Below are 15,401 nucleotides of genomic sequence, written 5' to 3'. Positions count from 1 at the left end.
CATGGCACGGATGGTCACGACACGACGCAAGGTGATCTCGACGGCGGCGGCCTGGCTGGTCGGCTTCCTGATCTTCTTCCCGATCCTCTGGATGGTGCTGGCGAGCTTCAAGACCGAGCTCGAGGCGTTTGCGATCCCGCCGTCATTCCTGTTCTTCCACTGGACCACCGAAAACTACGTCACCGTGCAGGAGCGCAGCGATTATTTCCACCACGCGCTCAACTCGATCATCATCGCCGGCGGCTCGACCTTGATCGCGATGCTGATCGCGATCCCGGCGGCGTGGTCGATGGCGTTCTCGCCGACCAAGCGCACCAAGGACGTGCTGCTCTGGATGCTCTCCACCAAGATGATGCCGCCGGTCGGCGTGCTGGTACCGATCTACCTGATCTTCCGCTCCGTCGGCCTGCTCGACACCCGCACCGGCCTGGTCTTCATCCTGTGCCTCGGCAACCTGCCGATCGTGATCTGGATGCTGTTCACCTATTTCAAGGAGATCCCGAAGGACATCCTCGAGGCGGCGCGGATGGACGGCGCCACGATCGGGCGCGAGCTGATCTACGTGCTGACGCCGATGGCCGTGCCGGGCCTGGCCTCGACGCTGCTGCTCAACCTGATCCTGGCCTGGAACGAGGCGTTCTGGACCCTCAATCTGTCGACGCTCGAGGCCGCGCCGCTCACCGTGTTCATCGCATCCTATTCGAGCCCCGAAGGATTGTTCTGGGCGAAATTGTCGGCGGCGTCGACGCTCGCGATCGCGCCCATTCTCGTGCTCGGCTGGTTCAGTCAGCGGCAGCTCGTCCGTGGCCTGACCTTCGGCGCGGTCAAGTAGCAGAAAGGCTTTTCCATGGGTCAGATTACGCTGCAGGGTGTGCAAAAATCATTCGGGCCGGTCCACATCATCAAGGGCGCCGACCTCGACATCGCCGACGGCTCCTTCGTCGTGTTCGTCGGTCCGTCCGGCTGCGGCAAGACAACGTTGCTGCGGCTGATCGCGGGGCTGGAGGACGTCACCGGCGGCGCGATCCTGATCGACGGCCGCAATGTGGTCGACGTGCCGCCGGCCAAGCGCGGGCTGTCGATGGTGTTCCAGTCCTACGCGCTCTATCCGCATATGAGCGTGCGCGGCAACATCGCATTCGGCCTGAAGATGGCGGGCATCGCCAAGGACGAGATCAACCGCAAGGTCGAGGCCGCCGCGGCCACGCTCAACCTGACGCCCTATCTCGAGCGCAAGCCGCGTGAACTGTCCGGCGGCCAGCGCCAGCGCGTCGCGATCGGGCGCGCGATCGTGCGCGAGCCGAAGGCGTTCCTGTTCGACGAGCCGCTGTCGAACCTCGACGCCGCGCTGCGGGTGCAGATGCGGCTCGAGGTGACGCGCTTGCAGAAACAGCTCGGCACCACGGCGATCTACGTCACCCACGACCAGGTCGAGGCGATGACCATGGCCGACAAGATCGTGGTGCTGAACGGCGGCAAGATCGAGCAATACGGCTCGCCGCTTGAGCTCTATGAGAAGCCGGCAAATTTATTTGTCGCCGGTTTCATCGGCTCGCCGAAGATGAACTTCGTCACCGGCGACCTCGCCAAGCAGCAGGGCGCGACCACCATTGGCGTGCGGCCCGAGCATCTGAAGGTCGAGCGCGACGGGCAGGGCGGCTGGCACGGCACCGTCTCGGTCGCCGAGCATCTCGGCAGCGACACCTTCCTCTATGTCGATGCCGGGCCGCAGGGCATGCTGACCGCGCGCTATGTCGGCGAGCTCGACCTGCATCCGGGCGACAAGGTGTCGCTGATCCCGGATCCGGCGCGCATCCATCGTTTCGACGACAGCGGTAAATCGATCCGCGCCTAGGGCATGATCCGGACCCGGAGGGCCGCGTCAGCGCAAAGTATGAAGCGGCTTTCCGAACAGATCATGCCAAAAAAGAGCACGGACGATCTACGCCGTCGATCTCGCTCTGGCCGGGGCGGCACACCCGCGACATGCGGGCTCTAGGCAAAGGAAGAAGAAAATGTATCTCGAGAAATTCAAGCTCGGCGGCAAGACCGCCATCATCACCGGCGCCGGTCAGGGCATCGGGCTCGCCTGCGCCGAAGCGCTGGCGGAAGCCGGCGCCAAGGTCATCATCGGCGACCGCGACGCCAAGGTTGCCAATGACGCGCAGGCGGCGCTGAAGGCGAAGGGTTTTGACGCCGACATTGCGCTGATGGATGTGACGGACTCCGGCCGCGTCGCCGCGGTCGCCGACGAACTGGTGCGCAAATATGGCAAGGTCGACATCCTGGTCAACAATGCCGGCATCGCCCGCAGCGAGACGCCGGCCGAGACCGTAACCGACGAGCACTGGCTCAACGTCATCGACGTGAACCTCAACGGCACCTTCTGGTGCTGCCGCGCCTTCGGCAATCACATGCTGAAGGCCAAATCCGGCACCATCGTCAATGTCGGCTCGATGTCCGGCTTCATCGTCAACAAGCCGCAGGAGCAGTGCTTCTACAACGCCTCCAAGGCCGCGGTGCACCATCTCACCAAATCGCTCGCGGCCGAATGGGGCGCGCGCGGGGTCCGCGTCAACGCGGTGGCGCCGACCTATATCGAGACGCCGCTGAATGCCTTTGTGAAGAACAGCCCCAAAATGTACGACGCCTGGATCGGTGGAACTCCGATGGCCCGGATGGGGCAGGTCGACGAGATCGCCTCCGTGGTCCTGTTCCTGGCCTCCGAGGCGGCGAGCCTGATGACCGGAAGCATCGTCCTGGTCGATGGCGGTTACACTTGCTGGTAGGCTCGCGCCGACGCATGATCCGGAAAAGTGGGGACCGGTTTTCCGGATCATGCTGACACAGAAGTAAGGGCGCGATGACGTTTCAAAGACACGTCGTCACGCTCCGACGGAGCGGACATGCGGCAAGCCTATATCGGGGTGGACGTCGGAAGCACCAGCGCCCGCGCCGGCGTCTTCGACGAGGCCGGCAAGCTGTTGGGCTCGGCCCGGCATCCGATCCGGGTCTGGCATGAGGGTGGCGATATCGTCGAGCAATCCTCCGATGACATCTGGGTGGCCTGCGTCGCCTCCGTCCGTAGTGCGATGCAGGAGGCCGCGGTTGCAGCCGAACACGTCAAGGGCATCGGATTTGACGCGACCTGCTCGCTGGTCGTGCTCGACCGGGCAGGCCGGCCGCTGACCGTCAGCCCGTCCGGCGATCCCGCGCGCAATGTCGTGGTCTGGATGGATCACCGCGCGATGGACGAGACCGAATTCGTCAACGCGACCGGCGACAAGGTGTTGCGCTATGTCGGCGGCGCCATCTCGCCGGAGATGGAGATCCCGAAGATACTCTGGCTGAAGCGGCATCTGCCGGCGACCTTCGACGCCGCTGGGCACTTCTTTGATCTCGCCGACTATCTCTCGTTCCGCGCCAGTGGCTCGCTGGCGCGCTCGACCTGCACGGTCACCTGCAAATGGACCTATGTCGCGGGCGATGGCGGCTGGAGCGAGCCCTTCCTCCAGCGCGTCGGGCTCGATGCGCTCGCCGCTGATCGCTTTGCCCGCATCGGCAACGAGATCGTGCCGCCCGGCTCGCCACTCGGCCGCGGGCTGTCCGAGGATGCCGCGCGCGATCTCGCCCTGATGCCGGGGACAGCGGTCGGCGCCTCGCTGATCGATGCCCATGCCGGCGGCGTCGGCGCGATCGGCGGGCGTGATGGTTCCGGCGCCGAGGTCGATGTCTGCCAGCGGCTGGCCTACATCATGGGAACGTCGGCCTGCATCATGGCGACCACCGTCGAGCCCTGCTTCGTGCCCGGCGTCTGGGGCCCGTATTTCGAAGGCATGGTGCCGGGCTTCTGGCTGAACGAGGGCGGCCAGTCCGCCGCCGGCGCCGCGATCGATCATCTGCTCAAGTCGCACCCGGCGCATGCCGAGGTTTCGGCCGCGGCCAAGACCGATGGCGTCGACGTCATCGAATACCTTGAGAAGCGCATTCTGGCGCGCAGCGGCAGCGCCGGCGCGGCCGCGCTGCTCGCGCGCAACGTTCACGTGCTGCCGGAATTCCTCGGCAACCGCTCGCCCTATGCCGATCCCGGCTCGCGCGCCGTGATCGCCGGGCTCGATCTCGACACCGACGTGTCGGCGCTGGAGCGGCTGTTCGTCGCCGGCCTGTGCGGGCTGGCCTATGGCCTCGCCGACGTCATCGAGGCCTTGCAGGCCCATGGCGTCGACGGCAAGACCATCGTGATCGGCGGCGGCGCCAGCCGCAGTCCATTGGTCCGCCAGATCATGGCCGACACGACGGGCTACACGGTGGCGTTGCCGCAAACCCAAGAACCCGTATTGCTCGGCGCCGCGATGCTGGGCGCGGTCGCCAGCGGCGCGCATAATTCGATCAACGCGGCGATGGCCGGCATGTCGGCGCTCGGGCGGCTGAGCGAACCGACCAAGCCCGAGCTTGCCGATTTCCACCGCCGGAAGCGCGGCGTGCACAGGATGCTGCGGCAGCTCGATCGCGACAGCCGCGAGGCGATGAAGCAGGCGCCCGGCGAGGCGCCGAATTAGGGTGTTTGTTCTATGCTGCTGAGCTGCGGAGATGCGCTGATCGATTTCCTGCCGTCGCGGACGGCGGATGGACGCGAGGCCCTGACGCCCGCGGTCGGCGGATCCTGCCTCAACATCGCAATCGGCAGCGCCCGGCTCGACGTTCCCACCGGCTTTGTCGGCGGCATCTCGACCGACACGTTCGGCCGGATGATCGCCGATCACGCCACGGCCTCAGGTGTCGATCTCGGCCGCGCGGTACGCAGTGATCACCAGGCGACGCTGGCATTTGCTCGTGTGACAGGAACCGAGACGCAATACGCCTTCTATGACGCTGACACCGCATCGCGGAACTGGGCCTACCGGCGCGAGGCGATCGCGCTTGACGGCGTCACCTGCCTTCACACCGGCTCGACCACACTCGTCCATGACAAGGGCGCCGCCGAAACGCTGGCCTTCGTCGACGACGCGCGTTCCAATGTGACGATCTCGCTTGATCCGAACTGCCGTCCGAATTTGGTCAGGGACAAGGAGGCCTATCGCACACGCATGCTGGCGTTCTGCGGCAAGGCCGGCATTGTGAAGATGTCCGACGTCGACTTCGCCTATCTGTTTGGCGATGAGGCCTACACTGCGCGCGCCGACGCGCTGCTGTCGGCGGGCGTATCGCTCGTCGTCATCACCCGCGGCAACGACGGCGCCGTGGCCTGGCATCGCAAGGCCGGATCAATCGAGGTCAAGGCGCCGGTGGTGACGGTCGTGGATACGATCGGCGCCGGGGACAGCTTTCAGGCGGCGCTGCTCGCCGCGCTGCATCGGCTGGACCGGATCGGGCGGCCGCGGCTCGCCGAGATCTCTACCGCCGAGCTCACCCGTGCGCTGTCCTTCGCCTGCACATGCGCCGCCTTCACCTGCACCCGCGCCGGCGCCGATCCGCCGCGCAGCCGGGAGTTGCCCGCGGGCACCTGGTAAGCCATGCGCCCGGAGCGATGGACTTGCTCCACGAGGCACGGCACGATGTCGTCATCGAAGACCGATGCGAGCCCGTGCCGGAATGAGCGACGACCTGTGCCTGCTATCAGCCGTTGAACTTCGCGCCCGGATCGCCCGCAAGGACGTGTCTCCCGTCGAGGTCACGGCTGCGGTGCTGGCCCGTGCCGAGCGGCTGCAGCCCGAACTGAACTGCTTCATCACGCTGTGCGGCGACGAAGCGATGGCGCAAGCCAAAATCGCCGAGCGTCAGGTCATGGCCGGCGAGCCGCTCGGTCTGCTGCACGGCATCCCCTTCACCGTGAAGGACATCGTCAGCACCAGCGGTGTGCGCACGACGTTCGGCGCGGTGCCGTACAAGGACAACGTGCCGGACCATGATGCCGTGGCGGTGGCCAGGCTTCGTGCGCAGGGCGGCATATTGATCGGCAAGACCACGACGCCGGAGTTCGGCAGCAAGTGCCTGACCGACTCGCCGCTGTTCGGCCGCACCCGCAATGCGTGGAGCGCCGAGCGCTCGAGCGGCGGCTCCAGCGGCGGCGCGGCGGTCGCGGTCGCAAGCGGCATCGCGCCGCTGGCGGTTGCGACCGACGGCGGCGGCTCGACCCGGATTCCCGCGGCCTGCAATGGCGTGGTCGGGATCAAGCAGAGCAACGGCGTGATTCCGCACAGCCAGGTGCAGGATGCCTTCGGCAACCAGACCTATGTCACGCCGACCACGCGCACCGTCGCCGACACCGCGCTGATGATGCAGGCGATGGCGGGCGAGGATCCGTCCGATCCCTGGTCGATCGGCGTGTCGGTGCCCGCCTATCTCGCCGTTGCCGCGCCGCGCGGCGATCTCCGCGGCAGGCGGGTGCTGTTCTGCCTGTCGCCGCCGGGGCGGCCGGTGACCGCGGATGTCGCAGCAGCGTTCCGGTCGAGCCTCGACCGGCTGGCCGGCCTCGGCGCCGAGCTCGAGGAGTTCTCCGGCGAGGGCTTTGACATCGAGCCGATCTGGCGCGCCATCAATCACACCGTCTGGCGCACCCGGTTCGAGACACTGGCGGCCGATCATCCCAACGATCTCAGCCCAACCTTCCTGAAACAGCTCGCGCTTGCCGCCAAGGTGAGCGGTGTCGATTACCAGCAGGCAATGTTCGACCGCACCGCGCTGTTCCGCCGGGTGCAGTCGCTGCTCGCGCGCGGCGACCTCCTGGCGATGCCGACCCTGACCCGCACGGCGCTGCCGATCGACCAGGATCTGTTCGGCAGCATCGATATCGATGGGCAGAGCTTCGACAGCGTGCGGCCGCACTGGTTTCCCTGGACCATGCTGTTCAACATGACCGGACATCCCGCAGTCAGCATCCCCGCAGGCTTCGGCCGCGACGGCCTGCCGATCGGCCTGCATCTGGTCGGCCGCTTCCGGGCCGATGCGGAACTGCTGCGTGTCGCGGCGCTGTTCGAAGAAGCGAGCGATTTGCTGGGCCGTTGGCCGGCTGTCGCGTCGTGAACGGCGCGGCGAAGGGCTTGCATTCGCGCGCGAACATGGTGAAACCTGCGCTTCGTTCCTTACTCCTCGGGCGCGCATGAGCGTATTCTTCCTGCGGCGGATCCTGACCCTGGTGGCGACGCTGTTCGCGGCCTCGCTGATCATTTTCCTGGTGCTCGACGCACTGCCCGGCAATGCCGCCCAGATGCTGATGGGCGCCGACGCCTCGCCGGATGCGGTGCGCGCGCTCACCGTCAAGCTCGGGCTCGACCAGCCGTTGACGGTTCGCTATCTGCTCTGGATCAAGGGCATGGCGGTCGGCGATCTCGGCAACAGCTATGTCTACGGCACGCCGGTCGCCGGCCTGATCGCGGAGCGGCTGGTGCTGACGATCCCGCTCGCGATCATGTCGATGCTGATTACGGTGGTGCTGGCGCTTGCCGCGGGCATCTACACCGCCGCCAACCACAACAAGCTTGGCGATGTCGGCGTGATGTCGCTCACCCAGATCGGCATCGCGCTGCCGAACTTCTGGTTCGCGATCCTCCTGATCCTGCTGTTCTCGGTGAAGCTGCAATTGCTGTCGGCCGGGGGCTTCGCCGGCTGGGATGACGGCATCTGGCCGGGGATCCGCTCGCTGCTGCTGCCGGCGATCTCGCTTGCTGTGGTGCAGGCCGCGATCCTTGCCCGCGTCACGCGCTCGGCGGTCCTTGAGGTGCTGCGCGAAGACTTCGTGCGTACCGCACGCGCCAAAGGGCTCGGCAAGCGCGAGGTGCTGTGGCGCCACGTACTGCGCAACGCCATGATCCCGGTGATGACGGTGATGGGCCTGCAATTCGCCAACCTGTTGGCCGGCACCATCGTGATCGAGAACGTGTTCTACCTGCCGGGTCTTGGCCGGTTGATCTTCCAATCGATCGCCAACCGCGACTTGATCGTGGTACGCAACTGCGTGATGCTGCTGGCGGCGATGGTCGTGATCGTCAATTTCGTGGTCGATGTGCTCTACGCCTTGATCGATCCGCGCATCAAGGTGTCCAACCTGTGAGCGCGCCGCTGACCGCATCCGCCGGCACGCCGGCCATCGTGCCGGGCGCGAGGCCCGCGACCGGGTTCTGGCGCCGCGCGCTGCGCCATCGCAGCTTCGTGCTCGGCGCGGTGCTCAGCCTGCTGGTGCTCGGTGCGGCGATGTTGTCGCTGGTCTGGACGCCGTGGTCGGCTTACGACATCGATGTCGCCTCGAAACTGCATCCGCCGTCGGCGGCGCACTGGCTCGGCACCGATGCACTCGGCCGCGATATCGTCTCGCTGCTTTTGGTCGGCGCGCGCTCCACCATCCTGGTCGGCGTCATCGCCGTTGGCATCGGCCTCACCTTCGGTGTCTGCCTCGGCCTGATCGCAGCAGCCCGCAAGGGCTGGACCGAGGAGCTCATCATGCGGCTGAGCGACTTCACCTTCGCGTTTCCCGCGGTGCTGTCGGCGATCATGCTGGCCGCCGTCGCCGGTCCCGGCATGCTGACCTCGATCACTGCGATCGGCATCTTCCAGATCCCGACCTTCATCCGCGTTACCCGCGGCTCGGCCAATGCGATCTGGGCTCGCGAATTCGTGCTGGCAGCGCGCGCCGCGGGCAAGGGCTCGTTCCGGATCACCGTCGAGCACGTGCTGCCGAACATCCTGTCGATCCTGATCGTGCAGGCGACGATCCAGTTCGCGCTCGCGATCCTCGCCGAGGCCGCTCTGTCCTATCTCGGGCTCGGCACCCAGCCGCCGCAGCCTTCCTGGGGCCGCATGCTCAACGATGCGCAGACGCTGCTGTTCCAGTCGCCGATGCTCGCGGTCTATCCCGGTGCTGCGATCGCGATCGCGGTGCTCGGGCTCAATCTGCTCGGCGATGGCTTGCGCGATCTGCTCGATCCGCGCCTGGCGCGGGAGCGTTGAGCATGAGCGAGGCCCCGCTGATCGAGGTGAAGGATTTGGGCGTTCGGCTCAACACCAGCCGCGGCCCGGCGCAGGCGGTACGCGGCGTCAGCTTTGCGCTGCGCCGCGGCGAGACACTGGGGCTGGTCGGCGAATCCGGCTGCGGCAAGTCGGTCACCGCGCTGGCCCTGATGGGGCTGCTGCCGGACAGTGCCGTGATCAGCGGCAGCATCCGGCTCGATGGCTCGGAGCTGGTCGGCTTGCCGGATAAGGCCTATTGCAAGCTGCGCGGCAACCGCATCAGCATGATCTTCCAGGAACCGATGACCGCGCTCAATCCGATGCACACGATCGGGCATCAGGTCGCCGAGCCCTTGCTGCGCCACACCGGCGTCTCGGCCGCGCAAGCGCGGCAAGAGGCGATGGCCTTGCTCGATCGCGTCGGGTTGCCTGATGCAGCCAAGCGTATCGATGCCTATCCGCACCAGTTTTCCGGCGGCCAGCGCCAACGCATCACGATCGCGATGGCGCTGGCCTGCCAGCCCGATGTGCTGATCGCGGACGAACCGACCACCGCCCTCGACGTCACGATCCAGGGCCAGATCCTCGATCTGATCGCCGGCCTGGTCGAGGAGCGCGGCATGGCGATGATCCTGATCTCGCACGATCTCGGCGTGATCGCCGAGAATGTCGCGCGCATGATGGTGATGTATGGCGGCACCGTCGTCGAAAGCGGCGAGACCAACACCGTATTCACGCGGATGGGCCATCCCTATACGCAGGGCTTGTTCCGCGCCCGCCCACGGCTCGGCGCGCGCAAGGGGACGCGGCTCAAGACCATCGCCGGCACGGTGCCGGAGCTTGCCGATCTGCCGGCTGGGTGCACCTTCGCCGATCGCTGCGCGATCGTGGAGCGCCGTTGCCGCGCGGCTCTGCCGGCCGTGGTCGATGTCGGCGCCGGCCATGGCGTGCGCTGCATCCGGACCGATATCTCGATGGCTGCCGGAGGCGTCGGCGCATGACGGCAGCAACCGTATCCGCAGTGCCGCTGCTCGAGGTCATCGATCTCGCGCAACGCTACACGCTGCCGCGTGAGAGCCTGTTCAAGCCCGCAACACAGGTGCATGCGCTCAACGGCGTCACGGCGCGGGTGATGCCGGGCAAGAGCCTCGGCGTCGTCGGCGAATCCGGCTCGGGCAAATCGACCTTTGCGCGGCTGGTGATGGCGCTGGAGCGGCCGTCGTCGGGGCAGGTCGTCATGCTGGGCAGCGACCTCAACCAGCTGCCGCCCGATGAGCTGCGCCGCGCCCGCCGCCATTTCCAGATGGTGTTCCAGGATCCCTATGGCTCGCTCGATCCGCGACAGACCATTGCGCGGATCGTCGCCGAGCCGCTGACGGCGCTCGGGCGCATCGATCGCGCCGGCCTGCGCGAGCGCGTCGCCATTGTGCTGCGCCAGGTCGGGCTGCGCGATGCCGACATGGACAAGTTCCCGCACGAGTTCTCCGGCGGCCAGCGCCAGCGCATCGCTATTGCGCGCGCGCTGATCACGCAGCCGAAGCTGATCGTCGCCGACGAGCCGGTCTCGGCACTCGACGTCTCCGTGCAGGCGCAGGTGCTCAACCTGATGCAGGACCTGCAGGACGAGTTCGGCCTGAGCTACATCCTGATCAGCCACGACCTCGCGGTGGTCGATCTGCTCTGCGACGAGATCGCGGTGATTTATCTCGGGCGGATCGTCGAGCAGGCGCGGGCTGCCGATCTGTTCGCGCACGCTGCCCATCCCTATACGCGCGCGCTGCTCGATGCGGTCCCGCGAGCGCGCCCCGGTGGCGGCAGGCGTCGCCGCGGCGCCCAGGCGATCGGCTCGCAGGCGTCGGTGACGGCTGGCTGCCCTTATGCGCCGCGCTGCCCGCTCGCCGATCGGCATTGTCGCGAAACCGCGCCTGCGCTACGCACGATAGGAGACGGCCATCTCGCGGCCTGCCATCACGCGGAAGCTGTGATGGCGCTGCCGCCAGTGGTCGCGGAGGCCGGTTAGTGTTTTGTGTCGGGCTGGCCTAGATTGAGCAAAGAACACGTCCGGGGAGCAGAGCAATGTTGAGGAAATTGTGCGTTATCGCGGCGGTTGCCGCGCTCGCCGCAGCGCCGCTGCCGAGCTTCGCGCAAGGCAAGAAGGACAGCGTCGTGATGGGCATGACGCTGGAGCCGCCGGGGCTCGATCCGACCAACGCGGCGGCCGCGGCCATCGCCGAGGTCACGCTCTACAACGTCTACGAGACGCTGACCAAGATCAACGAAGATGGCTCGGTGTCGCCGCTGCTCGCCGAGAGCTGGCAGGCCTCGCCCGATCTCAAGACCTACACGTTCAAGCTGCGCAAGGGCGTCAAATTCCACAATGGCGAGCCATTCGATTCCGCGGCGGTGAAGTTCTCCTACGAGCGCGCCGCAGCGCCGGCCTCGACCAACAAGGACCGCAGCCTGTATCAGGCGTTCGCGTCGGTGACGGCGCCCGATGCGGACACCATCGTCATTGCACTCAAATATTCCGAGCCGAACCTGCCGTTCCTGCTCGGCCAGGCGTCGGGTTCGATCGTCGAACCGAAGAGCGCGCCGACCGATGTGACGCAGCCGGTCGGCACCGGGCCCTATACGCTCGGCAGCTGGACCAAGGGCTCGTCGATCACGCTGGTGAAATGGCCTGATTATCGCAACGCCGCCGCGATCAAGCTTGCCAAGGTGACGATTCGTTTCATCGGCGATCCCGCAGCCCAGGTTGCGGCGCTGCTGTCGGGCGATGTCGATGCGTTTCCCAGGGTGGGCGCGGCGCGCAGCCTGGCGCAGTTCAAGGCCGATCCGCGCTTCAGCGTCCTGATCGGCGGCTCCAAGGCCAAGACCATCGTCGGCATCAACGAGCGCAAGAAACCGCTCGACGATGTGCGGGTTCGCCGCGCCATCCTGGCCGCGATCGACCGCAAGGCGATGATCGACGGCGCGGTCGACGGTTTCGGCACGCCGATCGGCAGCTTCTACACCCCGGGCTCGCTCGGCTATGTCGATACCACCGGCATCAATCCCTACGATCCGGAGCTCGCCAAGAAGCTGCTGACGGAGGCCGGCGTCAAGACGCCACTCGAGCTCAGTCTGAGGCTGCCGCCGCCGGCCTACGCCCGGCAGGGCGGCGAGATCCTCGCCGCGCAACTCGCCAAGGTCGGCATCATTGCCAGGATCGAGAACGTGGAATGGGCGCAGTGGCTGTCGCAGGTCTTCACCGGCCCGCACAACTACGACCTCACTATCGTCTCGCATGTCGAGCCGTTCGATCTCGTGAAGCTGACCGAACCGGACTACTATCTCGGCTACAAGTCCGAGGCATTCAACGCGCTGTACCAGCAGATCATGGCGACGCCCGACGAGGCTGGCCGCGCAAAACTGCTCGGCGACGCACAGCGCATGCTGGCGACCGACGCGGTGGCCGGCTTCCTGTTCCAGCCGCAATGGATCACGATCGCCAGCAAGAAGCTGAAGGGCGTGTGGAAGGACGTCCCGCAATTCGAGAACGACTTTTCGGCCTTGTCCTGGGAGTAGACGGTCGCCGGCGGAGGTCGATGGCCTCTGCCGGCGCTGCTCCACGCGCGATGTCGTCGCTTGACGCTTAGTCTCATTTTGCTTGCTGCGCCTGCGAAGGCGAATGTCGCCCGCGATGCGTGAAAGCTGCGGAAGCGCCCGATATCGCTTGGATTGATGCCAGCCCGCGTTTGCCGCATTGGGCCGCGCGGCCGCCTCCGGTTGCGGCTTCGCATTCAGCGCATCGGTTGTCTTTGTGAAAGACGGCGCTAACATGGAACCCATCCATCGATACCTGTCGTTGTTCTTTTTTTGATCATCTATTGCAGCGCAACCAAGCCACGCGACGGTTGCGCGCTCGCTACGGCGGCCAGGCCTCGAAGGGGAAGTAGCAAACACCCATCCCTGACATCGCAACCAAGAAATAACGGGGGAAGACATGTATGTGAAAGGGCTTGCGGCATTTGCCGCCGCGGTCGGCGTGGGCCTGTTGTCGGGCGCCGCCATCGCACAGGAAGTCAAGCAGGAGAAGCAGTCGGTCCTCGGTAACGCCAATGTATCGCCGGTGACCCAGGAGCAGCTCAACGCCGCCGACAAGAACAGCAAGGACTTTCTGCTCACCAACGGCAATTACGCGCAGACCCGGTTTTATCCAGGCAAGCAGATCAGCCGCGACAATGTGAAGAACCTGCACGTCGCCTGGATCTTCCAGACCGACGTCAAGGAGTCGCTCGAGACATCGCCGATCGTCGTCGACGGCGTGATGTATGTCACGACCTCGTTCAGCCATGTCTATGCGCTCGACGCCAAGACCGGCCAGCAGCTCTGGCACTACGCCCACAAGATGGGCCCGATCACCGTCTATTGCTGCGGTCCGAACAATCGCGGCGTTCAGGTGCTCGGCGACCGGGTCTATCTGGCGACGCTGGATTCCAAGCTGCTGGCACTGAATGCCAAGACCGGAGAGGTGGTGTGGACCACCAACATCGCCGATCCCGAGCTCGGCTACAGCGAGACGATGGCGCCGACCGTGGTCAAGGACAAGGTGCTGATCGGCACCAATGGCGGCGAATACGGCATCCGCGGCTTCGTACGTGCCTATGACGCCAAGACCGGCAAGCAGCTGTGGAATTTCAACACCATTCCGGAGAATTCGGTCGGCGTCTGGGCGACCAAGGACGCCACCGGCCGCGACATGCATCGCAATATCCAGGCCGAGAAGGATATGCTCGCCAAGATCGGCGATCCCTATGCCAAGCTCGGCGGCGGCGTGTGGCAGAACCCGTCGATCGATCTCGCGACCAACCGGATCTACTTCGTGGTCGGCAATCCGTCGCCCGACCTCGACGGTTCGAACCGGCCCGGCGACAATCTCTACACCAACTCGTTGGTCTCGCTCGATCTCGACACCGGCAAGTATGTCTGCCACTTCCAGTACATCGCCCATGACGTCTGGGATCTCGACGCGGTCAGCCCGACGGTGCTGGTCGACGTCAAGGACAAGGGCGGCAAGACGATCCCCGGCGTCATCCATGCCGGCAAGACCGGGCACATCTATGTGCACGATCGCAAGGACTGCAGCCTGATCCGCTTCTCCGAGGCGATGGTGCCGCAGGAGAACATGTGGGTGCTGCCGACCAAGGAAGGCGCGCGCATGCTGCCCGGCGCCAATGGCGGCGTCGAATGGTCGCCGATCGCGACCGATCCGGGACAGGAGCTGGCCTACGCCATCAACCTGCACCAGCCGATGACCTACCACGTCGAAAGCTCGGCCTATCCAAACGGCAAGCTGTGGCTGGGCGGCGCCTTCAAGGTGATCCCGAGCGAGAAGCAGTCGGGCAACATCACCGCGGTGAACTACAACAACGGCAAGATCAAATGGCAGGTCAATACGCCCGAGCCGATGATCGGTGGCATCCTCGCCACCGCCGGCGGCCTCGTGTTCACCGGCGAAGGCAACGGCAAGTTCGCGGCTTACAACTCGTCGAACGGCAAGGAATTGTGGAGCTTCCGCGCCGGCGCCGGCGTCAACGCGCCGCCGTCGAGCTACATGATCGGCGGCAAGCAATATGTCGTGGTCGGTGCGGGCGGCAATACCCAGCTCGACTACAAACGCGGCAACAACATCATCGCCTTCACGCTCGACTGAGCGAGAGACAAATAAAGGTGGGGAAGCGGGACCGGTATGGTCCCGCTTCTGTTTCTTCGGATGAGCGATCAGGCCGCGTCACTGCGAGCGCAGCGAAGCAATCCATCGCGCCGCATATGTGGAAGGATGGATTGCTGCGTCGCTGTCGCTCCTCGCAATGACGATTGCGCTTCAGGATGAGTGGATGTCTTGTAAATTATTGATCTGCGCTACCGCGCTGCTGCTGTTGCTCGCGGCCGAGGCGTGCGCCGAGACGATCGAGGACAAGGTTGCGGTCTGCGCCGGCTGTCACGGTGCGGACGGCAAGCCGGTCGACAAGACCATTCCGACGATCTGGGGGCAGCAGGCCGGCTATCTCTACATCCAGCTCCGCGATTTCAAGCGCGGCGATCGAAAGAGCGACATCATGCAGCCGATCGCGACGCAGTTCGAGCGCGACGACATGCTGGCGATCGCCGAATATTTTTCGCAGAAGCCGTGGCCCGACCTCGGCCAGCCGCGCGCGCCGAAGGACGTCGCGGCGAAGGCGATGACGGCCAGCGCGTCGGTCGGCTGCCCGGCCTGCCATCTCGATCGCTTTCAGGGTGACGGCACGGTGCCGCGGCTCGCCGGGATGGGACGCGACTACCTCGCCAAGACCATCGCCGATTTCCGCAGCCGCGCGCGCGGCAACAATCCCGGCATGTCCGATCTGATGCTGGCGACGTCGCCCGACGACCTCGCCGCGCTGGTGGAGTATCTGGCGGGGCTGTGAGCGGCGTGC

Annotated in this window: 13 protein-coding genes; all 13 read left to right on the top strand. The window is 65.8% G+C overall.

Features of this window, described 5'->3' with window-relative positions; genetic code table 11:
- The first annotated feature begins 1 nt into the window (after position 1).
- The 13 genes from ACVW17_RS00700 (at position 2) to ACVW17_RS00640 (ending at position 15,392) form a co-directional block, all read left to right on the top strand.
- Positions 2-832, top strand: a complete 831-nt coding sequence (locus tag ACVW17_RS00700; RefSeq protein WP_456750008.1) for a carbohydrate ABC transporter permease — start codon at positions 2-4, stop codon at positions 830-832.
- Positions 833-847: 15 nt separating this feature from the next.
- Complete coding sequence (locus ACVW17_RS00695; protein ID WP_456750007.1) at positions 848-1,855, top strand: ABC transporter ATP-binding protein; 1,008 nt, start codon at positions 848-850, stop codon at positions 1,853-1,855.
- Positions 1,856-2,015: 160 nt separating this feature from the next.
- On the top strand, positions 2,016-2,789 hold the full coding sequence (locus ACVW17_RS00690; RefSeq protein WP_456750006.1) for an SDR family NAD(P)-dependent oxidoreductase: 774 nt from the start codon (positions 2,016-2,018) through the stop codon (positions 2,787-2,789).
- Positions 2,790-2,906: 117 nt separating this feature from the next.
- Positions 2,907-4,559 carry an FGGY-family carbohydrate kinase gene (locus ACVW17_RS00685; protein WP_456796677.1) on the top strand — a complete coding sequence of 551 codons (1,653 nt, stop codon included), beginning with the start codon at positions 2,907-2,909 and terminating at the stop codon, positions 4,557-4,559.
- 12 nt (positions 4,560-4,571) lie between these two features.
- Positions 4,572-5,510 carry a carbohydrate kinase family protein gene (locus ACVW17_RS00680; protein ID WP_456796676.1) on the top strand — a complete coding sequence of 313 codons (939 nt, stop codon included), beginning with the start codon at positions 4,572-4,574 and terminating at the stop codon, positions 5,508-5,510.
- Positions 5,511-5,592: 82 nt separating this feature from the next.
- Positions 5,593-7,023, top strand: coding sequence for an amidase (locus ACVW17_RS00675; RefSeq protein ID WP_456750003.1), 1,431 nt, complete (start codon positions 5,593-5,595; stop codon positions 7,021-7,023).
- 76 nt (positions 7,024-7,099) lie between these two features.
- Positions 7,100-8,050, top strand: a complete 951-nt coding sequence (locus ACVW17_RS00670; protein WP_456796675.1) for an ABC transporter permease — start codon at positions 7,100-7,102, stop codon at positions 8,048-8,050.
- A complete protein-coding gene (locus tag ACVW17_RS00665) occupies positions 8,047-8,943 on the top strand; it encodes an ABC transporter permease (RefSeq protein WP_456750001.1) in 897 nt (298 codons plus the stop codon). The genes ACVW17_RS00670 and ACVW17_RS00665 overlap by 4 nt, the downstream gene beginning before the upstream one ends.
- 2 nt (positions 8,944-8,945) lie before the next feature.
- Positions 8,946-9,944, top strand: coding sequence for an ABC transporter ATP-binding protein (locus tag ACVW17_RS00660; protein WP_456750000.1), 999 nt, complete (start codon positions 8,946-8,948; stop codon positions 9,942-9,944).
- Positions 9,941-10,963, top strand: coding sequence for an ABC transporter ATP-binding protein (locus tag ACVW17_RS00655; RefSeq protein ID WP_456749999.1), 1,023 nt, complete (start codon positions 9,941-9,943; stop codon positions 10,961-10,963). The genes ACVW17_RS00660 and ACVW17_RS00655 overlap by 4 nt, the downstream gene beginning before the upstream one ends.
- A gap of 56 nt (positions 10,964-11,019) precedes the next feature.
- The gene (locus ACVW17_RS00650) at positions 11,020-12,510 is read left to right on the top strand and encodes an ABC transporter substrate-binding protein (RefSeq protein WP_456749998.1); all 1,491 of its coding nucleotides are present in this window, start codon (positions 11,020-11,022) and stop codon (positions 12,508-12,510) included.
- Positions 12,511-12,928: 418 nt separating this feature from the next.
- Complete coding sequence (locus ACVW17_RS00645) at positions 12,929-14,638, top strand: outer membrane protein assembly factor BamB family protein (RefSeq protein ID WP_456749997.1); 1,710 nt, start codon at positions 12,929-12,931, stop codon at positions 14,636-14,638.
- A 184-nt stretch (positions 14,639-14,822) separates the two neighbouring features.
- On the top strand, positions 14,823-15,392 hold the full coding sequence (locus tag ACVW17_RS00640; protein ID WP_456749996.1) for a c-type cytochrome: 570 nt from the start codon (positions 14,823-14,825) through the stop codon (positions 15,390-15,392).
- Positions 15,393-15,401: the final 9 nt, after the last annotated feature.

It is taken from the genome of Bradyrhizobium sp. USDA 4473 (assembly GCF_054063335.1).
This window is presented reverse-complemented; position numbering and strand designations above follow the sequence as displayed.

What these genes read in the sequence shown, in the direction of transcription:
- ACVW17_RS00675 (WP_456750003.1), top strand. Translation starts at nt 5,593, where the DNA reads ATGAGCGACGACCTGTGCCTGCTATCAGCCGTTGAACTTCGCGCCCGG.
- ACVW17_RS00650 (WP_456749998.1), top strand. Translation starts at nt 11,020, where the DNA reads ATGTTGAGGAAATTGTGCGTTATCGCGGCGGTTGCCGCGCTCGCCGCA.
- ACVW17_RS00655 (WP_456749999.1), top strand. Translation starts at nt 9,941, where the DNA reads ATGACGGCAGCAACCGTATCCGCAGTGCCGCTGCTCGAGGTCATCGAT.
- ACVW17_RS00660 (WP_456750000.1), top strand. Translation starts at nt 8,946, where the DNA reads ATGAGCGAGGCCCCGCTGATCGAGGTGAAGGATTTGGGCGTTCGGCTC.
- ACVW17_RS00670 (WP_456796675.1), top strand. Translation starts at nt 7,100, where the DNA reads ATGAGCGTATTCTTCCTGCGGCGGATCCTGACCCTGGTGGCGACGCTG.
- ACVW17_RS00690 (WP_456750006.1), top strand. Translation starts at nt 2,016, where the DNA reads ATGTATCTCGAGAAATTCAAGCTCGGCGGCAAGACCGCCATCATCACC.
- ACVW17_RS00680 (WP_456796676.1), top strand. Translation starts at nt 4,572, where the DNA reads ATGCTGCTGAGCTGCGGAGATGCGCTGATCGATTTCCTGCCGTCGCGG.
- ACVW17_RS00695 (WP_456750007.1), top strand. Translation starts at nt 848, where the DNA reads ATGGGTCAGATTACGCTGCAGGGTGTGCAAAAATCATTCGGGCCGGTC.
- ACVW17_RS00685 (WP_456796677.1), top strand. Translation starts at nt 2,907, where the DNA reads ATGCGGCAAGCCTATATCGGGGTGGACGTCGGAAGCACCAGCGCCCGC.
- ACVW17_RS00700 (WP_456750008.1), top strand. Translation starts at nt 2, where the DNA reads ATGGCACGGATGGTCACGACACGACGCAAGGTGATCTCGACGGCGGCG.
- ACVW17_RS00645 (WP_456749997.1), top strand. Translation starts at nt 12,929, where the DNA reads ATGTATGTGAAAGGGCTTGCGGCATTTGCCGCCGCGGTCGGCGTGGGC.
- ACVW17_RS00640 (WP_456749996.1), top strand. Translation starts at nt 14,823, where the DNA reads ATGTCTTGTAAATTATTGATCTGCGCTACCGCGCTGCTGCTGTTGCTC.